Raw genomic sequence first — 14,269 nt, forward strand, 5'->3', positions numbered from 1 at the left:
ACCGACTTGATGTCGATGACCTCCCGCGTCAGCTTGACGGTGAAGGGGTCGGTCTTCTCCCGGGCGATGGTCAGGGTGATGGGCGCGCCGACGGCGCCGCGCATCTGCTTCACCGCGTCGTTCAGGGACAGGCCAAGGATCGACTGGCCGTCGATGGCGGTGATGTAGTCGCCGGGCTGCAGGTGGGCGCGAGCGGCGGGCGTGCCGTCCATCGGCGAGATGATCTTCACCGCCCCGTCGTCGGCGGTGACCTGCAGGCCCAGCCCGCCGTACTCGCCGCGGGTCTGGTCGCGCATGTCGTCGAAGCTCTCGGGGTCGAGATAGCCCGAGTGCGGGTCCAGCGAGGTCAGCATGCCGTCCAGCGAGGCCTGGATCAGCTTCTTGTTGTCCACCGGCACCACATACTGCTGGTCCACCGTGGTCAGCACGTCGCCGAACAGCTCCAGCATCTTGTAGGTGTCGGCCCTAGGCGGCTTGCCCTGCTGGTCGGCGTAGGCCATGGCGGCGGCCGCGCCGAGGGCGAAGGCGGATATGCCGACGAGGAGGGTCTTGCGCATGCTCACGCCTTCGACTCGAACCGCCCGATCTCACCCCGCCTTGGCGCCCGCATCGGGGAGCCAGCGGCCGGGATCGACGGGCCGGGTCGCCCGCCGCACCTCAAGATAGAGCGCCGGATGGGGCGTGTCGCCGGGCATCTTGCCCACCGGCTCACCCCCGGCGACGGTCCGCCCCGCCTCCGTCCCGACCTCGCCGAGGCCGGCCAGCACCAACTCATAATCTCCTGAGCGTAAGATCAGGACGTTTCCCCATCCTTTCAAGGGACCGGCGTAATCCACCGCGGCCGCGAGGGGGCTCAGCACCGCGGCGTTGGGCGTCGTCGTCCAGGTGACGCCCTTGGAACGCTCAGGATCGCCTCCGGCCTGGCCGAAGCCGTGGGCCAGCACGCCCTGGACGGGGGCGGTGAAGCGGACCGGCAAGGCGTCGTCCGCGCCTGGGAGCGAGCTGTGGACGTCCAGCACATGGACCAGCTCGCCCAGCGAGCGGGCGCGGGCGGCCAGGCGCTGGACGTCGGTCTGGGCGGCGCCCGCGTCGGCGTACAGCTGCTTCTCCAGCGCCTGCTTCTGGGCGATCAGGTCAGTGATCTGGGCCTCGCGGTCTGCGAGCGTGCTCTCGGCCTGGAACAGCACGCCGCTTTGGGCGTCGGCCTGGCGGCGCACGCGCTTCAGCGCCTCGGACTGACCGGAGAAGGCCTGGGCGCGGGTTTCCAGCTCCGGGGTGATGGCCTTGATCAGGATGGCGGCCCGCACCGCGTCGCGGGCGGAGCGGGGATCGACCAGCAGCGGCGGGGGTGGGTTGCGCGCGTACATCTGCAGCGCGCCCAGCAGCTGGGTCAGGCTCTGCTGGTTGCGCGCCATGCGCACCTTCAGCTCGGCCTCCTGCAGGTTCAGCTTCGTCAGCGAGGCGCGGGCGCCGCCCACGTTGCGCTGGCCGTTGGACTCCTGGCGGCCGAGGCTGATCAGCCGGGTGCGCAGGCTGGCGATGGAGGCCGCCGCCGCCGCCGCGCCGGCGCGGTCGGCGTCGCGGTCAACCACGCGCGCTTGGCGCTGGACGTCGAGGGTGAGGAGGGCGTTGGAGGGCGGGGCGGGCGCGGCGCCGAGGAGGAGACCGGCCAGGGGAATAAGTGCCAGGCTGCGGCATACCCTATCCTCCCCTGCGAAGCGGGGGAGGTGGCGGCGAAGCCGACGGAGGGGGCTCACGGAGAGCCACCGCCGGCCGGCGGAGTTTCCCGATCCAGGTCACCGTCGCGCCCCGGAAGCCCCCTCCACCAGGCTTCGCCTGGTCCCCCTCCCCCGCTTCGCAGGGGAAGAGAGGATCGAGCCGTCGTCACACCAGCGTCTCGAACTCGTCCACCAGCCGCTCCAGCCGGGCGCAACCCTCGGCCCAGAAGCTCTGCTGGCGGGGGTCCATCCGGAAGGGCGCGAGCGCCTCGACATAGGTCTTCGAACCGCCGGCGGCGAGCAGCGCCTCGTAGTTCGGCGCGAAGCCGCCCGGGTCGGCGCGGCGGCGCTCCATCAGGGCCGAGACCAGCAGGTCGCCGAAGGCGTAGGCGTAGACATAGAAGGGCGCGTGCACGAAGTGGCTGACATAGGTCCAGTAGTGCTCGTAGCCTGCGTTCAGCCGCACCGCCGGGCCGAGGCTCTCGCCCATCACCTCCAGCCATAGCGCCCCGATCTGCTCGGCCGAGAGCTCGCCCTGCAGGCGCTGCGCGTGGAAGCGGGTCTCGAACCGGTGGAAGGCGATCTGGCGGAAGACCGTGTTCAGCGCGTCCTCGATCCTGCCGGCGAGCAGGCCCCGCCGCTCGGCCGGCGTGGCGTCGGCCAGCAGGCGCTCGAACACCAGCCCCTCGCCGAAGATCGAGGCGGTTTCGGCCAGCGTCAGCGGCGTGTCCGACAGCAGCGTGCCGAGCGGCGCGGCCAGGGTCTGGTGGACGGCATGGCCGAGCTCGTGGGCGAGCGTGAGCACATCCCGCCTCTCGCCCATGAAGTTCATGAACACGTAGGGGTGCTTGTCGGCCGAGACCGGGTGCGAATAGGCGCCCGAGCCCTTACCGGGGCGGGGCCGCGCATCGATCCAGGGCTGGTCGAAGAAGCGCCGGGCTTTCTCGGCGAAGGCGGGGGCGAGGCCTGAGAAGGCGCTCAGCACCATCATCTTCGCCTCGTCCCAGCTGTAGCGGCGGGCGCTCTCCTGGCTCAGCGGCGCGTTGCGGTCCCAGTAGTCCAGGGCGTCCTTGCCGAGCGCCTTGGCCTTCAGGGCGTAGTAGCGGTGGGAGACCCGGGGATAGGCCCCCACCACCGCCGCCTCGAGCGCATCGACCGCCTCCGCGTCCACCTCGTTGGCGATGTGGCGGGGCTGGGCGGGATTGGCGAACTTGCGCCAGCGGTCCTCCACCTGCTTCTCGAAGGCGAGCGTGTTCAGGCAGAGGCCCAGCACCGGCGCGGCCTGGTCCAGGGTGGTCGCCAGGGCCTCTGCGGCGTCCTTGCGCCGGGCGGGCTGGGGGTCTGAGAGGCGGTTCAGCGCCTCCGAGAGCGTCAGGTCGGCGCCGCCGACCTTGACGCTCATCCGCGCCAGGGTCTCGTCGTACAGCCGGCTCCAGTTGGCGATGGCGGGGCTGCGGTCCACCAGCAGCCGCTCCAGGTCCGGCGTCAGCTCGTGCTCGCGCGACAGGCGCACCCGGCGGATCCAGGGGCGCCAGCGGGCGGCGGAGGGCTGGGCCTTGAAGGCGCCCTCGATCTCCCAGTCCTCCAGCTTGTTCAGCTCGAGCGTCAGGAAGACGGTGTCGGCGGCGATGGCGGCCTGGCGGGCGCGCAGGTCGCTCTCGAACTTGGCCCAGGCCGGGTCGTCCCGGGCGACGGAAGAGGACAGGCTGGCATAGGCGGCGGGCGCGCTCAGCAGGTTGGTGAAGCGCTCGGTCAGCGTCATGGCCTGGTTGATCACCAGGCCCAGCCGCTCGGCGTTGGCGCGCGCGCCGACCAGCGCGCCCTTCAGCCGCACCAGCTCGTCGACGGCGGTGCGGGCCGCCTTCAGGTCGGTGTCGAGGGCCGGATCGATGGGGCTGTTGTAGAGGTCGCAGAGGTCCCATTCCGGGGCGTCCGCGGAGATCGCTTCGGGCGCTTGGACATGCACGGTCATGGGCGTTCGTATGGCCCGCGTCCCGCTTCGGATCAACGCGGATCAGAGCTTCGCCGTTGGTGATCTCTCTTGCCTGAGCCATTGCTGACACATGGTTTGTGAAGACCCCCGCGCCGCCCCCTTCCTGGCCACCGTCCTGACCATGTTCCCCGAGGCGTTTCCCGGGCCTCTAGGGGTCAGCCTGATCGGTACATCCTGGCGTGAACAAGGCCTCTGGCGGCTCGAAACGGTGGACATCCGGGCGTTTTCCAAGGATAAGCGCGGCTTCCTCGACGACACCCCTGCGGGCGGCGGCGCGGGACAGGTGCTGAAGGCGGACGTCATCGCGTCTGCGCTCGATTCGCTCGAGCGCGGCGGACGGCCGCTTTTGTGCATGAGCGCCCGGGGTCGGCCCCTGACCCAGGCGCGGGTTCGGGATTGGGCGGCCGGGCCGGGCGTCATCGTCCTGTGCGGCCGGTTCGAGGGGGTGGACCAGCGGGTGCTCGACGCCCGCGGGTTCGAGGAGGTCGCGATAGGCGACGCGGTGCTCGCCGGTGGCGAGGCCGCGGCGATGGTGGCGATCGAGGCGTGCGTGCGGCTGGTTCCGGGGGTGCTCGGGGCGGCGGCGTCGCTTCAGGACGAGAGCTTCGAGGACGGGCTGCTCGAACATCCGCAGTACACGCGACCGCGGACGTTCGAGGGGCTGGACATCCCCGAGGTCCTGCTCTCCGGCGACCACGGGCGCATCGCCCGCTGGCGCCAGGCGATGCGGGAAGAGACGACGCGGGAGCGGCGGCCCGATCTCTGGGCCGCTCATCTCGCCCATCAACAGGCAAAGGGCGGCTGAAGCCCTATAGTCAGCGAGAAGGACCTGAACCCAATGAACATCCTCCAGACCCTGGAAGCAGAAGAGACGGCCCGCCTGGTCGAGAAGCGCGGCGGCGTGCCGGACTTCCAGCCGGGCGACACGCTGCGCGTCAACGTCCGCATCAAGGAAGGCGAGCGCGAGCGCGTCCAGGCCTTCGAGGGCGTGTGCATCGCGCGCGCCGGCGGCGGCGTTCAGGAGAACTTCACCGTCCGCAAGATCAGCTTCGGCGAGGGCGTGGAGCGGGTTTTCCCCACCGTCTCCCCCAACATCGAGTCCATCGAGGTGAAGCGTAGAGGCGCCGTCCGCCGCGCCAAGCTCTACTACCTGCGCGACCGCCGCGGGAAGTCAGCCCGCATCGCCGAGCGGCAGAACACCACCGGCGCGAAGGGCGAAGCCAAGGAAGGCTGAACCCGCCTGCCGATCGCATGAGAATGGCCTCGGAGGACGCCCTCCGAGGCCGTTTTGCTGTCGCCTCTTCATGACGGGAGGGAGCGGCCAGCCGCCCGCCTAGAACAACGCCGTCAGGCTGAACCGGGCCGAGATCGGCTCCAGCGGATGGAGCTGGTCGTCGCTCATCCCTTCCGCCGGCTCGCCCGGCAGGCGCGAGGTGTAGTAGGCCGATGAGGCGCTCGCGTGGGCGTCGGTCAGGTTATAGACGCTCACCTGGACCTTGACCCGGCTGTTGATCCTATAGCCGGCGTCCAGGTTGACCTCGCTGTAGCCGTCGTCCCTGGGGTATTCGTCCCCGTCGCTGATCGGATATTGGCCGAGGATCCGCCACTCCAGGCCGCCGAACCACGGCCCGAGGTGGTCCACCAGCACTCCGAACGAGCCGATGAAGTTCGGCGCATTGGCGATGTAGGGGCCGTCCAGGTCGAAGGCGGCCAGGTCGCCGCGGTAGCGGGCGCGGCTGAAGGCGAGGTCGGTGTTAAGCTCCGCCCATGGAAACGGCCGGTACTGGGCTGAGACCTCCACGCCCTGGCGCCGGCTGGGGGCGGAGGCGTCGTCCTGGCCCTGGTCCTGGTCGTAGGCCAGCTCGGAGGAGAAATCCTCCTGGAACAGGGCGATCTGCGTCCTGAGCCTGGGCATGACGTCTGAGCGTAGCCCGACCTCGTAGGAGGTGGCGGGCGCCAGCAGCGGCGTACGGCCGGCGCTGACCGGCACGCCCTCTAGGCTCACCGTCTCGAACACGCCGCGCACATCGTTGGAGTGGAAGCCGCGGCCGGCGCTGACATAGGCCTCCGTCTTCCACCACGGACCCAGGACCAGGCTGCCCTTGGGCTGGAACAGGGCTTGGTCGGTGTTCCCCTGGAAGCCGGAGATGAAGCTGTGGTCGAAGGCCGTCTGGTACTCCTCGCGCAGACCTAGGACCGTCCGCAGCCAGGGGGTGAAGCGTGTGGTGTTCTGCACATAGACCCCGATGTCGCCGAGATGCACCCGGTCGGCGTCGCAGGCATAGTTCACAGCCGGGCTGGCGACGGCGGGGACGTAAGAGCCGTCCGGCGCCGGGTCCTGCTCGGTCTCGCAATAGTCCAGCGCCTGGCGGTCATGGGTGTGGCGGCGGTCCACATAGATGTCGTCATAGCGCCCCTGCAGGCCGAAGCTCGTTTCCGAGGTGATCCGGCCGAGGTTCAGGCGGATCAGGTAGGCGGCCTGGCCGCCTGCGGTGTTGCGCGCTTCGCTCTGCTGCTCCTGGTCGCCGTTGACCGGGTCATCAAGGAAGTGGGTGTAGTCGTTCCACAGGGTCATGGTGCTGTGGATGAGGTAGGCGCTGGTGGTGAAGTCCCAATCCCTGCCCTCGGTGGCGTAGGTCCCCGAAAGGCTGAACCGCTCCGAGCGCGCGCCGTCGGAGGGATCAAGCGTGCCGAAGCGGTCGATCAGGCCCTCGCTTACGGCTCGCTCCGGCTGGTCGGTCGTGAGGTTGCTGTGGCCATGGTAGTAGAGGGCCGTGAGGCTGTAGCCTTCGTCCTCCGCGCCGTGGATGTAGCGGAGCATGCCGGCGGTCTTGTGGAAGTTGTCGGTGTGGGTCCACGGTCCATCCAGGTGCTCATAGTCGACCGACGCCAACAGGCGGTCGCCTGAGCCGAACGTATGCGTTCCCCCGACGAAGCCCTCCTGATCGCCCAGCGTGCCGGCGCTGAGGTCGATCTGGTTCGGCAGGGTGTCGACCAGCTTCAGGTGGTCATAGGCCACCGCGCCGAAGTCGCCGACCGCAGCGTAGAACGGCCCCTTGCCGAAGTCGACGCCGCCGAGCAGCTCGGGGGCCAGGAAGTTCAGGTCGGAATAACCCTGGCCGTGCGCGTTGGTCGGCCGGTTCACCGGCATCTCGTCCACCGAGATGGCGATGTCGGTGCCGTGGTCGAGCAGGAAGCCGCGGACGTAATACTGGTTGGCCTTGGCCTCGCCGGAGTGGACGGTGACCGTCAGTCCCGGCGTGCTCTCCAGCAGCTGGCCGATCCGGTAGACGGGCCGCAGCTCCAGCTCCTGTGCGGTCACCACGCCCTGGCTGGCGGTCTGCGCCAGACCCATCTCGTCCAGGCGCGAGGCGGTGACCACGACCTGTGGAACGGTGGTGGACGGCGTGGAAGTGGAGGTGGTCTGAGCATCGGCGGCGTGCGCGCCGACGAGCAGGGCGAGCGCGCCGGCGCCCGCGAACATGAGGTGTCGCAAAGTCGTTTCCCCACGGGAGCGGACCCAGCCTCTCCCGATCCCAAGCACATGCGCCGCCGCCCTGGGGCGGCGGGCGGTTCAGAGCGTCAGGGGATCGGAGGGTGGGTCGCGTGCGCGGGGCTGGCGGGCGGGAGGCCCGCGGGGACCGTGGCCTGCGGCGACACGCAGGGCCACGAAGCTGATCACGCAAGGCGCCCGGAGCGACGTGGCCGCGCCCAGGACCGGAAGGTGCGCCGCGGCGGCGCAATAGGGGCAGGCGGCGGGCTTGGTATGGCCCGGCCTGGCGGCATGGGCGGATCGGGACGCCCCAGCCTGTGCATGGCCTGGCATGGTCATGCCCGCCATCGGGTCTGGAGCCGGGCGGGACGATGATCCAGGCCCGGCCGGCGCGCCCATGGCCGCCTGCATGACGGTGGACTGGACCGAGGCGTAGGACAGCATCAGCAGCGCTATCAACGCCGCCGCGATCGCCCCCAGACCTCGGTGGTTTACATGCACTTGAAGACGTTCGCCCGAACCGCGGCCGCCGGCGACGGCCGTCGGCCCCGATGACCCCTTAGCCTAGCTTCGAGCATTGCGCGCTGCCTAAAGACATGGCCGTCACGAAGAGCGCGCAAGCTCAGCTCGACAGTCCGACCTCGGTCGCGTGTTCGGCCAGGAGGGTGAAGCTCTCCGGCGTCACGTCGGCGAAGCCGCCCTGCAGGGTGAAGATGCGGCGGCTGGCGCCGTCGCGCACGATCACCTCGCCGGGGCGCAGCGTGGTCATGAACGGCTCGTGGCCGGCCAGCACGCCGAAGTCGCCCTCCGCGCCCGGCGCATCGACCTGGTCGACCTCGCCGGCGAAGAGTTCGCGCTCGGGCGCGACGAGGGAGAAGTGGAACTTGGGCATTGATGACTACTTCCAGCCGCGAACGGATCTAACCGTACTTAACATAGGTAGCATGTCAGACGTCCAACCAGTGTCTGTCGCCGCGAAGTTGGCGTCGCACGCAAAGCGCTCGGAAACCGAGTCATTCGAGTCCGGCACTATGTCCTTCCAAGGTGCGAGCTGATCAACAGCGTCGGTAGGATAGCCGTTTGCGTCATAGCTTTGCATGGATAGATGACGACTTACACTTGATGAGCAGTCATACTGATCATGCCATACAATTGCAGCCGTCTTTGGATTTCCAGTCAAACCGTCGGCTCCATCTTTGAACAAGAACATTGTTGTCCAAATCGACGACAAGTTACCCACCTTCTTGATGCTGCCCACATCAACGAACATGACGCCCATCGGAACCTTAGCCACCAAGTGATAGGTTGCGGCAGATGCAGGCGTGGCAAGCAGCACCGCAAAGAGCAATGCTAGTCGCCTCATAGCAAATCTCCATCTAAGGCCACTCGGGACATAAAGTGACTAATGAGAGGAATGCCGCCAAGTCAAATAAGCTAAAACACCAGCTTGCAAGGGAACTCCATCAGGCCCCCGCCGCCAGCTTCTCGGCCTTCTCGACCGCCTCTTCGATGGCGCCCACCATGTAGAACGCCGCTTCCGGCAGGTGGTCGAACTGGCCGTCGCAGATGGCCTTGAAGGAGCGGATGGTGTCGGCCAGCTCGACGAACTTGCCGGGCTGGTTGGTGAACTGCTCGGCCACGAAGAAGGGCTGGCTGAGGAAGCGCTGAATCTTGCGGGCGCGTGCGACGGTCAGCTTGTCCTCCTCCGACAGCTCGTCCATGCCCAGGATCGCGATGATGTCCTTCAGCGAGCGGTAGGACTGCAGGATCTCCTGCACGCGGCGGGCGACCGCATAGTGCTCCTCGCCGATCACCTGGGGGTCCAGGATGCGCGAGGTGCTGTCCAGCGGGTCGATGGCCGGGAAGATGGCCTGGGCGGCGATGTCGCGGCTCAGCACCGTGGTGGCGTCCAGGTGGGCGAAGGAGGTGGCGGGCGCGGGGTCGGTCAGGTCGTCGGCCGGGACGTAGATGGCCTGGATCGAGGTGATCGAGCCCTTGTTGGTGGAGGTGATGCGCTCCTGCAGGTTGCCCATCTCGGTGGCCAGGGTCGGCTGGTAGCCCACCGCCGAGGGGATGCGCCCCAGCAGCGCCGACACTTCCGAGCCCGCCTGGGTGAAGCGGAAGATGTTGTCGATGAAGAGCAGCACGTCCTTGCCCTCCTCGTCGCGGAAATACTCCGCGATGGAGAGGCCGGAGAGCGCCACCCGGGCGCGGGCGCCCGGGGGCTCGTTCATCTGGCCGTAGACCAGGGCGCAGCGCGAGCCCTCGCCGCCGCCCGCGGTGTTCACGCCGGACTCGATCATCTCGTGATAGAGGTCGTTGCCCTCGCGGGTGCGCTCGCCCACGCCCGCCAGCACGGAATAGCCGCCATAGGCCTTGGCGATGTTGTTGATCAGCTCCTGCATCGTGACTGTCTTTCCGACGCCCGCGCCGCCGAACAGCCCGACCTTGCCGCCCTTGGTGTAGGGGCAGATCAGGTCGATGACCTTGATGCCCGTGACCATGATCTCGGTGGAGGAGGCTTGGTCGGCGAACGACGGCGCCTCGGCGTGGATCCCCCGCCGCAGGTCGGTGAGGATCGGGCCGCCCTCGTCGATCGGCTCGCCGATCACGTTCATGATGCGGCCGAGAGTGGCGGGGCCGACCGGCACGCGGATGGGGGCGCCGGTGTCGGTGACCGGCTGGCCGCGGACCAGGCCTTCGGTGGTGTCCATGGCGATGGCGCGCACGGTGTTCTCGCCCAGGTGCTGGGCCACCTCGAACACCAGGCGGAAGGGCTGGCCGGTCTTCTGGTCGGTGTTGGTGGTCTCCAGCGCGTTCAGGAGCGCGGGCAGGTGGCCCTCGAACTCGACGTCGACGACGGCGCCAATGACCTGGGCGATGCGGCCCCCAGCCTGAGGATTTTGGGCGTTGGTGGTGTCGGCGGTGATGGCGGCTTGGAGGGTCACGGGAGGGTCCGGATTTGCAGGTCTGAAGGGTCGGGTCGCAGTCGGCGGTCAGGCCGACAGGTGATGGACATAGGGCCGGCGCAGGACCCGCCGCCTGAGCGCCTCCACCAGGGCGGGCGGCGGGACGGAGGCTCTGCGCCCATTGCGGCGAGGCCAGACCCAGCCGCCGGTCGCCACGTCGGCGGGCAGGCGCACGGAGAAGCGGTCTGACCCCGGGTCGGACGTCATGGGAGTATAGTACAGGCAGCCCTGGAAATACATGTGGGTCACCAGCGAACGGCGGGTGGAGGCCGGATCGTTGATGGGCGCCCCGCCATGGGCGAGGTTGGCCGCCCAGACCACGGCCTGGCCCTTCCTGGGCAGCACGGTCGCGTGCGGCAGGCCGGAGGCGGCGAGCCGCCCATGCAGGGCGGGAAGGTAGTGCTGGACGTAGTCCTGAGGCTCGGGCTCAGGCCGGTTCACGCCGGCCCCCTGCATGGTCAGGACGGGCAGCTTGTGGCTGGCGTCCACATACTCCAGCGGGCCGGCGCTGGGGGCGATGTCCTCCAGGGCGATCCAGACGCCGCACATGAAGCGCTCGGGCGCGCTGTGGAAGTGGATGGTGTCGCTGTGCACCGCCTGCTGGGTGCCGCGCTGGAAGTTCAGGGTCTGGAACGCGAAGGGTCGCCGGCCGTAGGCGGCGGCGAGCATGGCCATCACCTTGGGGTGGGTGGCCAGCCGACGCACCGCCTTGGAGCGGAGCCACGCGTCCTGCACCCGCCCGACATGGCCTTGCGCGAAGTACGGGTCGGTCTCGGCCACGGCCTGGTCGCAGAGGGCGCGCGCGTCCTCGCCAAGGTCCAGGGTCGCCAGGCCGTGGTCGGCCAGGGCGGTGCAGAAGTCGATCGTCTCGGAGTCGGCCCCGATGCGGCGCAGGTGGGTGTCCAGCTCGGACGACTCCACCCACGGACGCTGTGGCCGCGCGTCGGCGCGGTGCGCCGCGCTGACGAACGCCTTATGGTCCGGGGACAGGGTCAGAGCGCTTCCGCCCCGGAGATGATCTCGATCAGCTCCTTGGTGATCTGGGCCTGGCGGGAGCGGTTGTACTGCAGCGTCAGGGCGGCGATCAGGTCGCCGGCGTTGCGGGTGGCGTTGTCCATGGCGCTCATCTGGGCGGCGTAGAAGCCGGCCTGATTCTCCAGCATGGCCGACAGCAGCTGGACCGCGAGGTTGCGCGGCAGCAGCGTCTCAAGGATGGAGGCCTCGTCCGGCTCGTAGGTGTAGACGCCGCCCTTCAGGTCGGGCGCTGAGGCCGCATCGGCCCGGACCTCGGCGGGGATCAGCCGGCGGGCGGTCGGAACCTGGCTGATAACCGAGCGAAAACGGGAGTAGAACAGGGTCACAACGTCGGCCTCCTCCGCCTCAAAGCGGGACAGGATTTCGGCGGCGATGGGCTGGACCACGTCCAGAGTCAGGGTCTTGGCGGAGGCGACCTCGTAGGTATGCAGGATGCGCTCGCCATACAGTCGGCGCAGAACGTCGCGACCCTTGCGCCCGATGCAGATGATCCGGACATCCTTGCCCTGAGCGAGCAGGCCGGCGATCCGCTCCCGCGCCGCCCGCGCCACGCCGGAATTGAAGCCGCCGGCCAGGCCGCGGTCCGAGGTGGCCACCACCACCAGATGCTTGTCGTCGCGGCCCGTGCCGGCCAGCAGCTTCGGCGCGCCATCGCCGGAGACGCCGTTCGCCAGGTTGGCGATGACGCTGGCCATGCGCGCCGCGTAGGGGCGCGCGTTCTCGGCGGCATCCTGGGCGCGGCGCAGCTTGGCCGCGGCCACCATCTGCATCGCCTTCGTGATCTTCTGCGTGGCCTTCACGCTCCCGATCCGATTGCGCATCTCCTTCAGGCTGGCCATCGGTCAGCGTTTCCTTTTCTTCTTCGGCCGTTCGTCCAGGTGGATAATGACGAAGGTGCCGATGCCCGTGAGCAAAGCCCAGACCGGTGCAGCCACGAACATCCAGATGATCTCCGGCCTCACCGATATTCTCCGACGTCGTCGCCGTCAGGCGTGTCGCTGATGACATAGTGCAATATGCACTGCGCGAGGAGATGGAAACCGGAACCGACCAGCGCCGAACCGAGTGCGACCGGCAGGTTGAAGTGCCCAATAACGCTCGGGCCAACGACGCCAGCCACACCGAACGCCACACCGACGTTGGAGAGAGCCGACGCAAAAAGCTTGACCCGCTCCTCGCGCCGCTTGGCCCCGACGTCAGCCATGCCTCACGCGGCGAAGGCCGGGATCTGGCTGTCGAGCGCCTCTTTCAGCTGGCCTTCCAGCTCGGGCGTCAGCGCCTTCTGGGTGCGGATGCCTTCCAGGAACTGCGGGTAGGTGGACTTCAGCTTGGAGATCAGCGCCTCCTGGAAGGGTCCGATCTTGTTCACCGGTATCTTGTCCAGGTATCCGCGGGTGCCGGCGTAGATCACCGCCACCTGCTCCTCGACGGGGAAGGGCTGGTACTGGGGCTGCTTCAGGAGCTCGGTCAGCCGCTCGCCCCGGGCCAGCAGGCGCTGGGTGGCGGCGTCGAGGTCGGAGCCGAACTTGGCGAACGACGCCATCTCCCGGTACTGGGCCAGCTCGCCCTTGATGGCGCCGGCCACCGTCTTCATCGCCTTGATCTGGGCCGACGAGCCCACGCGCGACACGCTGATGCCGACGTTCACCGCGGGCCGGATGCCCTGGTAGAACAGGTCTGTCTCCAGGAAGATCTGGCCGTCGGTGATGGAGATCACGTTGGTGGGGATATAGGCCGAGACGTCGTTGGCCTGGGTCTCGATCACCGGGAGCGCGGTCAGCGAGCCCGAGCCGTTGTCCTCGTTCAGCTTGGCCGCCCGCTCCAGCAGGCGGCTGTGCAGGTAGAAGACGTCGCCGGGATAGGCCTCGCGCCCCGGCGGACGGCGCAGCAGGAGCGACATCTGGCGGTAGGCCACCGCCTGCTTGGACAGGTCGTCATAGACGATCAGGGCGTGCATGCCGTTGTCGCGGAACCACTCGCCCATGGCGCAGCCAGCGAAGGGCGCCAGGAACTGCAGCGGCGCGGGCTCGGACGCCGTGGCGGAGACCACGATGGTGTAGTCCAGCGCCCCGTGCTCCTCAAGGGTGCGGACGATCTGGGCGACCGTGGAGCGCTTCTGCCCGATGGCCACGTAGATGCAGTAGAGCTTGGCCTTCTCGTCAGTCCCGGCGTTCGCCGACTTCTGGTTCAGGATGGCGTCGATGGCCACCGCCGTCTTGCCGGTCTGGCGGTCGCCGATAATCAGCTCGCGCTGGCCCCGGCCCACGGGGATCAGGGTGTCGATGGCCTTGAGGCCCGTCTGCACCGGCTCGTGCACCGACTTGCGCGGGATGATGCCCGGCGCCTTCACGTCCACGCGACGGCGCTCGGCGACGGTCTCCAGCGGGCCCTTGCCATCGATCGGCTCGCCAAGCGGATTAACCACCCGGCCGAGCAGGCCCTTGCCCACGGGCACGTCCACGATCTCGGACAGGCGCCGCGCCTCGTCGCCCTCGCCAATGTTCTTGTCGTCGCCGAAGATGACGACGCCGACATTGTCGCGTTCCAGGTTCAGAGCCATGCCCTTCACTCCGGCCTTGGGGAACTCCACCATCTCGCCGGCCTGGACGTTGTCGAGGCCATAGATGCGGGCGATGCCGTCGCCGACCGACAGCACCTGGCCGACGTCGGAGACGTCAGCCTCTTCGCCGAAATTGGCGATCTGTGACTTGAGAATGGCCGAGATTTCGGCGGCGCGGATGTCCATTGTGACTGCTCTTGATCGGGTGTGGGTGTCAGGCGCGCCGGAGCGCGAATCTCATCTGGTCCAGGCGGGTGCGCAGCGACGCATCGAACAGGCGCGAGCCGACCTTGACCCGCAGGCCGCCCAGGATCGCGGGATCGACGCGGGTGGTGATCTCCGGGTCGCGACCGATGGCCTGGCGCAGAGCGGCGGCCACGCCGTCACGCTGGGCGGCGGTGAGCGGTACGGCGGTGACCACCTCGGCCGCGATGGCGCCGCGCTTGTCGGCGGCGAGACGCTTGTAGGCGGAGGCGATCGCGGGCAGGCCGGCTTCAAGAC

At 68.7% G+C, this 14,269-nt stretch carries 14 protein-coding genes and 1 pseudogene; 2 read left to right on the forward strand and 13 right to left on the reverse strand.

Features of this window, described 5'->3' with window-relative positions:
• The 3 genes from HUV06_RS08980 to HUV06_RS08990 all read right to left on the reverse strand — a co-directional run.
• Positions 1–557 (reverse strand): S41 family peptidase (locus HUV06_RS08980; protein ID WP_174300935.1); only part of this gene is annotated, 557 nt, incomplete at its 3' end.
• Between the two features lie 30 nt (positions 558–587).
• Positions 588–1,592 (reverse strand): murein hydrolase activator EnvC, encoded by a 1,005-nt coding sequence (locus HUV06_RS08985; RefSeq protein WP_174300936.1) that lies wholly within the window; start codon positions 1,590–1,592, stop codon positions 588–590.
• A gap of 292 nt (positions 1,593–1,884) precedes the next feature.
• On the reverse strand, positions 1,885–3,690 hold the full coding sequence (locus HUV06_RS08990) for a M3 family oligoendopeptidase (protein ID WP_174300937.1): 1,806 nt from the start codon (positions 3,688–3,690) through the stop codon (positions 1,885–1,887).
• A gap of 91 nt (positions 3,691–3,781) precedes the next feature.
• Between HUV06_RS08990 and trmD the strand changes: the two genes are divergently transcribed.
• The gene (gene trmD, locus HUV06_RS08995; RefSeq protein WP_174300938.1) at positions 3,782–4,516 is read left to right on the forward strand and encodes a tRNA (guanosine(37)-N1)-methyltransferase TrmD; all 735 of its coding nucleotides are present in this window, start codon (positions 3,782–3,784) and stop codon (positions 4,514–4,516) included.
• A gap of 33 nt (positions 4,517–4,549) precedes the next feature.
• Positions 4,550–4,945: a 50S ribosomal protein L19 gene (gene rplS, locus HUV06_RS09000; RefSeq protein WP_174300939.1), complete on the forward strand. Its 396-nt coding sequence runs from the start codon at positions 4,550–4,552 to the stop codon at positions 4,943–4,945.
• A gap of 99 nt (positions 4,946–5,044) precedes the next feature.
• Here rplS and HUV06_RS09005 read toward each other — a convergent pair whose 3' ends face one another.
• The 10 genes and pseudogenes from HUV06_RS09005 to atpH form a co-directional block, all read right to left on the reverse strand.
• Complete coding sequence (locus tag HUV06_RS09005) at positions 5,045–7,195, reverse strand: TonB-dependent receptor (protein WP_174300940.1); 2,151 nt, start codon at positions 7,193–7,195, stop codon at positions 5,045–5,047.
• 90 nt (positions 7,196–7,285) lie between these two features.
• Positions 7,286–7,648, reverse strand: a complete 363-nt coding sequence (locus HUV06_RS09010) for a hypothetical protein (RefSeq protein ID WP_174300941.1) — start codon at positions 7,646–7,648, stop codon at positions 7,286–7,288.
• A gap of 178 nt (positions 7,649–7,826) precedes the next feature.
• On the reverse strand, positions 7,827–8,096 hold the full coding sequence (locus tag HUV06_RS09015) for an ATP synthase F1 subunit epsilon (protein WP_174300942.1): 270 nt from the start codon (positions 8,094–8,096) through the stop codon (positions 7,827–7,829).
• Positions 8,097–8,102: 6 nt separating this feature from the next.
• On the reverse strand, positions 8,103–8,567 hold the full coding sequence (locus tag HUV06_RS09020; RefSeq protein WP_174300943.1) for a surface-adhesin E family protein: 465 nt from the start codon (positions 8,565–8,567) through the stop codon (positions 8,103–8,105).
• 100 nt (positions 8,568–8,667) lie between these two features.
• Positions 8,668–10,092: pseudogene (atpD, locus tag HUV06_RS09025) on the reverse strand (F0F1 ATP synthase subunit beta); the annotation flags it as partial.
• A gap of 108 nt (positions 10,093–10,200) precedes the next feature.
• The gene (locus tag HUV06_RS09030) at positions 10,201–11,094 is read right to left on the reverse strand and encodes a phytanoyl-CoA dioxygenase family protein (RefSeq protein WP_254601000.1); all 894 of its coding nucleotides are present in this window, start codon (positions 11,092–11,094) and stop codon (positions 10,201–10,203) included.
• A 71-nt stretch (positions 11,095–11,165) separates the two neighbouring features.
• A complete protein-coding gene (locus HUV06_RS09035; protein ID WP_174300945.1) occupies positions 11,166–12,047 on the reverse strand; it encodes a F0F1 ATP synthase subunit gamma in 882 nt (293 codons plus the stop codon).
• Between the two features lie 119 nt (positions 12,048–12,166).
• Entirely contained in the window at positions 12,167–12,412 is a 246-nt protein-coding gene (locus tag HUV06_RS09040) for a hypothetical protein (RefSeq protein ID WP_174300946.1), read from the reverse strand.
• Between the two features lie 3 nt (positions 12,413–12,415).
• Positions 12,416–13,954 carry a F0F1 ATP synthase subunit alpha gene (atpA, locus tag HUV06_RS09045; protein ID WP_174300947.1) on the reverse strand — a complete coding sequence of 513 codons (1,539 nt, stop codon included), beginning with the start codon at positions 13,952–13,954 and terminating at the stop codon, positions 12,416–12,418.
• A gap of 28 nt (positions 13,955–13,982) precedes the next feature.
• Positions 13,983–14,269 (reverse strand): ATP synthase F1 subunit delta (gene atpH, locus HUV06_RS09050; RefSeq protein ID WP_174300948.1); only part of this gene is annotated, 287 nt, incomplete at its 5' end.

It is taken from the genome of Caulobacter sp. S45 (assembly GCF_903642205.1).
Lineage (GTDB): Bacteria > Pseudomonadota > Alphaproteobacteria > Caulobacterales > Caulobacteraceae > CAHJWH01.

Coding starts and splice junctions, on each gene's coding strand:
- HUV06_RS08990 (WP_174300937.1), bottom strand. CDS start 3,690: ATGACCGTGCATGTCCAAGCGCCCGAAGCGATCTCCGCGGACGCCCCG.
- trmD (WP_174300938.1), top strand. CDS start 3,782: ATGGTTTGTGAAGACCCCCGCGCCGCCCCCTTCCTGGCCACCGTCCTG.
- rplS (WP_174300939.1), top strand. CDS start 4,550: ATGAACATCCTCCAGACCCTGGAAGCAGAAGAGACGGCCCGCCTGGTC.
- HUV06_RS09005 (WP_174300940.1), bottom strand. CDS start 7,195: ATGTTCGCGGGCGCCGGCGCGCTCGCCCTGCTCGTCGGCGCGCACGCC.
- HUV06_RS09010 (WP_174300941.1), bottom strand. CDS start 7,648: ATGCTGTCCTACGCCTCGGTCCAGTCCACCGTCATGCAGGCGGCCATG.
- HUV06_RS09015 (WP_174300942.1), bottom strand. CDS start 8,096: ATGCCCAAGTTCCACTTCTCCCTCGTCGCGCCCGAGCGCGAACTCTTC.
- HUV06_RS09020 (WP_174300943.1), bottom strand. CDS start 8,567: ATGAGGCGACTAGCATTGCTCTTTGCGGTGCTGCTTGCCACGCCTGCA.
- HUV06_RS09035 (WP_174300945.1), bottom strand. CDS start 12,047: ATGGCCAGCCTGAAGGAGATGCGCAATCGGATCGGGAGCGTGAAGGCC.
- HUV06_RS09040 (WP_174300946.1), bottom strand. CDS start 12,412: ATGGCTGACGTCGGGGCCAAGCGGCGCGAGGAGCGGGTCAAGCTTTTT.
- atpA (WP_174300947.1), bottom strand. CDS start 13,954: ATGGACATCCGCGCCGCCGAAATCTCGGCCATTCTCAAGTCACAGATC.